Source organism: Nocardia sp. CC201C, assembly GCF_030010695.1.
Lineage (GTDB): Bacteria > Actinomycetota > Actinomycetes > Mycobacteriales > Mycobacteriaceae > Nocardia > Nocardia otitidiscaviarum.
The window spans coordinates 1-4,728 of record NZ_JASCXP010000497.1 but is presented as its reverse complement, the minus strand read 5'-3'; the positions used below and the strand labels follow the sequence as shown (position 1 = coordinate 4,728).

Sequence of the window (4,728 nt, the reverse complement as noted above, 5' to 3'; positions counted from 1 at the left end):
CGCCGTCCGGAGTGCGGCGCGCTCGCCCGCTGGGCGCCTCGGGCACGGCCGGCCCACGTGCGGCGGTGGCCGTGGCGGGCGAATCCGATGGCGTGGCGGGCGTTTTCGCCTTCCCCGCTGTCGCGGCGCGTTGGCGGCGGCCGGTGTTCTCGCGGATCTCGAGGGTGCGGCCGTTGAGGTGGAGCAGGCCGCGGGAGGTGCGGACGGCGGTGGAGCCGGGGTGTTCGCGCACGGTGAGGGTGACGCCGTTGTCGGTGCCGGTGGTGCCGCCGACGCGGCCGCTGACCGGGACCCAGGCGGTGGAGGCGGCGTCGAGCAGCTTCAGTAGGACCTCGGTTTCGCCCTCGTCGAGGACGCGGTCGTAGAGGTCGGCGGCGGCGAGGGAGCGGGCGGCCTCGGCGCGGGCGCGCTGGGCGTCGAGCTGGGCCTGGCGCAGGCGGCGGATACCGGCGTCGTTGCGCTGGATGCGGGCGGGCGCGCCGGGCGTGGGCGGGCGGCCGGTCTCGGCGAGGGTGCGGGCGATCTCCAGCGGTGGTGCGTCCCACCAGGAGCGGATGGCGGGGATGACGTCCGCGTCGGGATGCCGCATGGACAGATGGCGGGGGCGGCCGAGACCGAAGACGGCGTCGTAGAGGGCGTGCGCGGCCTCGGCGGTGGGGGCGGCGGTGAACCAGCCCGCCAGATGGCGCAGTGCCGATTCGCGGGAGACGCCGCCCTTGCGGGTCTCGGTGACGCGGCGCAGCAGCGACAGCACCGCCGCGATGGCGCTCATGGTGGCCTCGCGCAGGCGCTCGCATTCGGTGAGCGCGCCCTCGGCCTCCGACGGCAGGAACCAGGCGTGCAGGCCCTGCCAGCGCGCCCGCCAATCCGCCTGTCGCGCAGCGGTATCGAGCAGGACGCGTTCGTCGCAGCGGGCGGCGCGCTCGATCAGCTCGTCCACCCCGGTCGCCTCGACCTCGCGGATGGCGGTGGCCAGGCGCGGCGCGAACCGCGCGAGGTCCATGGAGAATTCGCGCATATGCGCCAGCAGCGCGTCCTTGTGGACGAGGAACGCCTCGGGGGTGACCTCGGTGGTGCGCACCAGGTCGCCGAGGGTGAGATAGAAATGCGCGGCGCGGTCGGCCAGATCCGACAGCGCCCGGTCCAGCCGGTTGAGCACCCGGTACACCCGGGGCGCGTCACCGGTGCGGTTGGCTTCGGCCAGGGTGTGCAGGTCCGCCAGCAGTTCCGGCAGCACCAGACGCGAGAGCGCCGCCTCGTCCAGTCGCGCGTCCAACACATCCGAGACCGCTCGGTACGCCTGATAGCCCGCCTGCGAGAACTGGTAGACGAAATGCCGGTTCCGGTACTCGGCCAGCGTCGCCGCCCGGGTGCCGTCGTAGCTGCGCTCCAGCACGCCCCACTGGTGCAACTGCTCCAGCAGCGGCCCCACCTCGGTCGCGGTCAGCGCGGGAGCCCCCGGGCAACGTCCGAGCGTCTCCACGACGTCACTGGCGTGCAGCAGCACTACATAGGCGGCCCGCGCGGTGTCGAAGGCGCGCAACACCCACAGGTAATCGGCCCGTTTCTCGGCGGTGGCGAAGGAGAACAGCCGGAGCCGATCGGCGTGCGGCAGATCCCCTCCACCGACCCCGGACGGGTCGGGCAGCAATCCGGCAGCGGTCTCGGTCACCGGGGTGAGACTAATACCGCCCCCGCCCGAGTCCCCAATGCGGCCGCTGTTCGGCGCGCCACAGCGACCCGAATGCCGACGTGGCGGCGCTGTATTGCGTGGTGAGTCCGAATGTGGCGGGCCGCGACCGGATCAGCTGGCGGCCAGGGTGCGCAGTTGCTCGAGGTAGGTGCGGGTGCGGGGGTCGCCGGGGAAGCGTTCGATCATCTCGCGCGCCGCCTCGCTCGCGATCCACATCAGGGAGGGCAGGGAGCGGCGCTTGCCGGTGAGGGCCTGTAGCCCCTCGTCCACGGCGAGCTCCAGATTGCGATCGCGCACCGCCACCACCGCGAGGGTGAGGTGGGCCTCGGAGACGCGCATGGGTTTGCGGATGGTGCCGTCGGGTGCGGTGGAGTTGCGGATGACTTGCCACGCATAACTTTCGGCGAGGCGGTCGTCCCCGGCCACCCGGCAGCAGTCCATGGCGTAGAAGTCGAACTTCTGTGGGTCCACCACGAAATGATTGTCCAGATTGGGGGGATGATGAAGTTTGTCGAGTATCGAGCGGCCTTGCGTCAGTGCGGATTCCACCTCGCGGCGATCGCCGATGCGCGCCCACGCCTTGGCGCGCTGCGCCGAGAGCTGCACACCGACGCCCAGCGCGCCCGCGCCGGGGAGGGCGCTGTCTACGGCGTCGATGGCCCCGCGGTAGTTGCCCTGGGTGAGGGCGAACCAGGCCGCCATTTCCGCACCCCAGCCGATGATTTCGGCATGATCGGCCTCCTGACCCAGGGACAGGGCGGCCCGGCGGGTGGCCTCGGCGGCGGTGCGCCAGCCCAAGTCATAATCTACGCAACCGACCAGTAGGGCGACCCATCCGGCGAGCACCAGCACCTCGCGATGCTGGGCGAGAGTAAGACGACCGTCCAGTAGAGAGGTAATTCGCCGCAACCACGCCGTCCCCTCCGCGTGCAACTCGTGCGGATCGGTGCACGGATACTCCGAGCACAGCCGGTCGGCCGTGATGTGGATGGCGTCCAGCGTCGCCGCCGAGACATCCGACATGCGCAGCCGCCCGATGAACTCGAGCGTGTCCATCCCGGTCGCCGAGAGCATCTCATCGTCCCGATTCGGCCGTGACTTGGGGAAGAAGGCCGCGGTCACGGTGTCGAAGGCCGCCGCGATAATGGGCGCGTAGAAGTCGTCCGGGCGGGATTCGCCCGATTCCCACCGCCGCCAGTTGCGTAGCAGCGTGGAGTCGGTGGGGAGGTTGTGGCTCGATTTCCCGCGCATGGCGCGGACGGCGTCGGCCTGTGACCACCCCCGAGCATCCCGTTCGGCACGCATTCGGACAGCCCAGACAGGTCGATCGTCACCACTGGACACGCTCTGTAGTATCTCACCAGTTAACCCCGCGTGGACCCGGATAGGGCATCTGGATGTCAGTGGGTTGACATCTGCAATTGCATCTTCGAGAACGCCATAGTCGTTAGTGGGCACACAACAGAACAGCGAGATCCCCAATCCAACGGAGGTTCGGGTGGAAGCGTTGATCTATGGGTACGTGCGTGACGATCTGGCCGACGGCCGCGGTGACGAGTGGGAGAGCGCCATGTGCACCCTCGCCAGCTCGGCCGGATTCTGCTTCGCCGCCACGTTCCATGAATCGACCCCGGGCGACGGCACCGCATTCGCGGAGCTGACCGCCGAACTCAAGCGAGCCGATGCCCACCATGTCGTGGTGCCGTCACTCGATCACCTTGCCGGTCAGACGATTCCGCGTGACATATTGATCGCGAAGCTGGCCCAGGAGGCGTCCGCGAAGGTCTGGACGATCGACAGCTGACCGGCGGCCCACGGCCGCGTTCCGACCGATCCCGGCGCTCGCCCATCCGGTACGCGCCCAGCTCAGCAGCCGCGCGGCGGCCCACCCGGCCGCCAGCGAGGCCGTCAATGCCGCCAGGTGATGCTGCCCGAACAGCGGATACACCTGCCAGTGCAGTAGATACGCGAACAGCGAGGCGTCGGCGAGCAGCGCGGCCGCACCCGCGACCAGCGCGGGTACCCGCACCGACGGCAACCAGACGAGCAGCAGGATTCCGGCGAGAATCATGCGCTCTCGGTCGGTTTCGCCGAAATAGCCCGGTATCGTCGCCAGCGCGATCGCGCTGAGCAACAGCCGGTGCCACACCGTCTCGGCCTTGGCCGCTGCCCAGCCGAGTAGGAAGAACCATGCCACCAGCGGTGAGAAGGGCACATCGTCCGGCCGGTACAGATCGAATGTCCGATATCGGAAGATGAGCGCCACGCCGAGCAGACCGGTCGCGAACCAGAACGGCGACAACCGTTCCCAGCGATCGGCCACCGGCAGGCGCAACAGCAGCGCGGAACCCACGATGAGGTAGAGCACCACCTCGATGAACCACAGGTGCCCGGCCGTCGGGCTGTCGTGCGGACCCAGAATCTTGTTGAGCAGCAGCACATTCTGCCAGCCGTAATAATCGGTGAACGGCAGGGTGAGCAACACCCAGGCCGCCGTCGGCACCGCGACGAAGGCCGCGCTGCGCAGGGTGCGCCGCAGGCGCGGCGCGGCCGGAGCCGCGGTGACGGCGAAGCGCGCGAAATTGAATCCCGCCGCCGCCAACAGCACATGCGCCCCGCCCCACAGGACGAAAAGTCCGATATGTGAGCCGATTACCGTCACGATGCCGATCGCCCGCAACAGGGTGCTGGTATCGAGCGACCGCCCGAACCGCGTCCGCCGCCGGGGGAGTGCCTCGAGTTCGGCGATGGTGCGCGACGGCCAGTCGGCCGGAAGCTGCCCCAAGGCCCGTTCGAGCCGCACCGCCAGGGTGACGAAAGTCAGTGAGTCGCCCCCGAGATCGGCGAAGGTGGCGTGGGAGCCGATGTGGTCACGATCGAGGCCGAGGGCTTGTGCGAAGAGGATGCGCACATCCTCGCAGGATCCGCCGGGGGCACCCGACGGGAGAGCGTCACCGTGCGTGCCCGACAAGCGCCGAATACTCGGATAGTCCGGTTTTCCATTGGGTAGCCGAGGAATCGACGACACCACACAG

At 69.4% G+C, this 4,728-nt stretch carries 3 protein-coding genes and 1 pseudogene; 1 reads left to right on the top strand and 3 read right to left on the bottom strand.

Annotation, left to right across the window (positions count from 1 at the left end):
- Positions 1-151 precede the first annotated feature (151 nt).
- Together QK444_RS32605 and QK444_RS32600 are read right to left on the bottom strand one after the other, a co-directional pair.
- A pseudogene (locus QK444_RS32605) lies at positions 152-1,651 on the bottom strand (TIGR02677 family protein); the annotation flags it as partial.
- Between the two features lie 153 nt (positions 1,652-1,804).
- Complete coding sequence (locus QK444_RS32600; protein ID WP_282785905.1) at positions 1,805-2,998, bottom strand: XRE family transcriptional regulator; 1,194 nt, start codon at positions 2,996-2,998, stop codon at positions 1,805-1,807.
- A 193-nt stretch (positions 2,999-3,191) separates the two neighbouring features.
- On the opposite strand from QK444_RS32600, the gene QK444_RS32595 reads away from it, so the two are divergent.
- On the top strand, positions 3,192-3,497 hold the full coding sequence (locus tag QK444_RS32595; RefSeq protein WP_081592491.1) for a hypothetical protein: 306 nt from the start codon (positions 3,192-3,194) through the stop codon (positions 3,495-3,497).
- Here the strand turns inward: QK444_RS32595 and QK444_RS32590 are convergent.
- Positions 3,399-4,728: phosphopantetheine-binding protein (locus QK444_RS32590; RefSeq protein ID WP_282785904.1), on the bottom strand; the 1,330-nt coding region annotated here is incomplete at its 5' end. The two genes, QK444_RS32595 and QK444_RS32590, sit on opposite strands and share 99 nt — an antisense overlap.

Bases quoted from the DNA above. Each gene is read 5' to 3' on its own strand.
- QK444_RS32600 (WP_282785905.1), bottom strand. From the start codon at position 2,998: ATGCGTGCCGAACGGGATGCTCGGGGGTGGTCACAGGCCGACGCCGTC.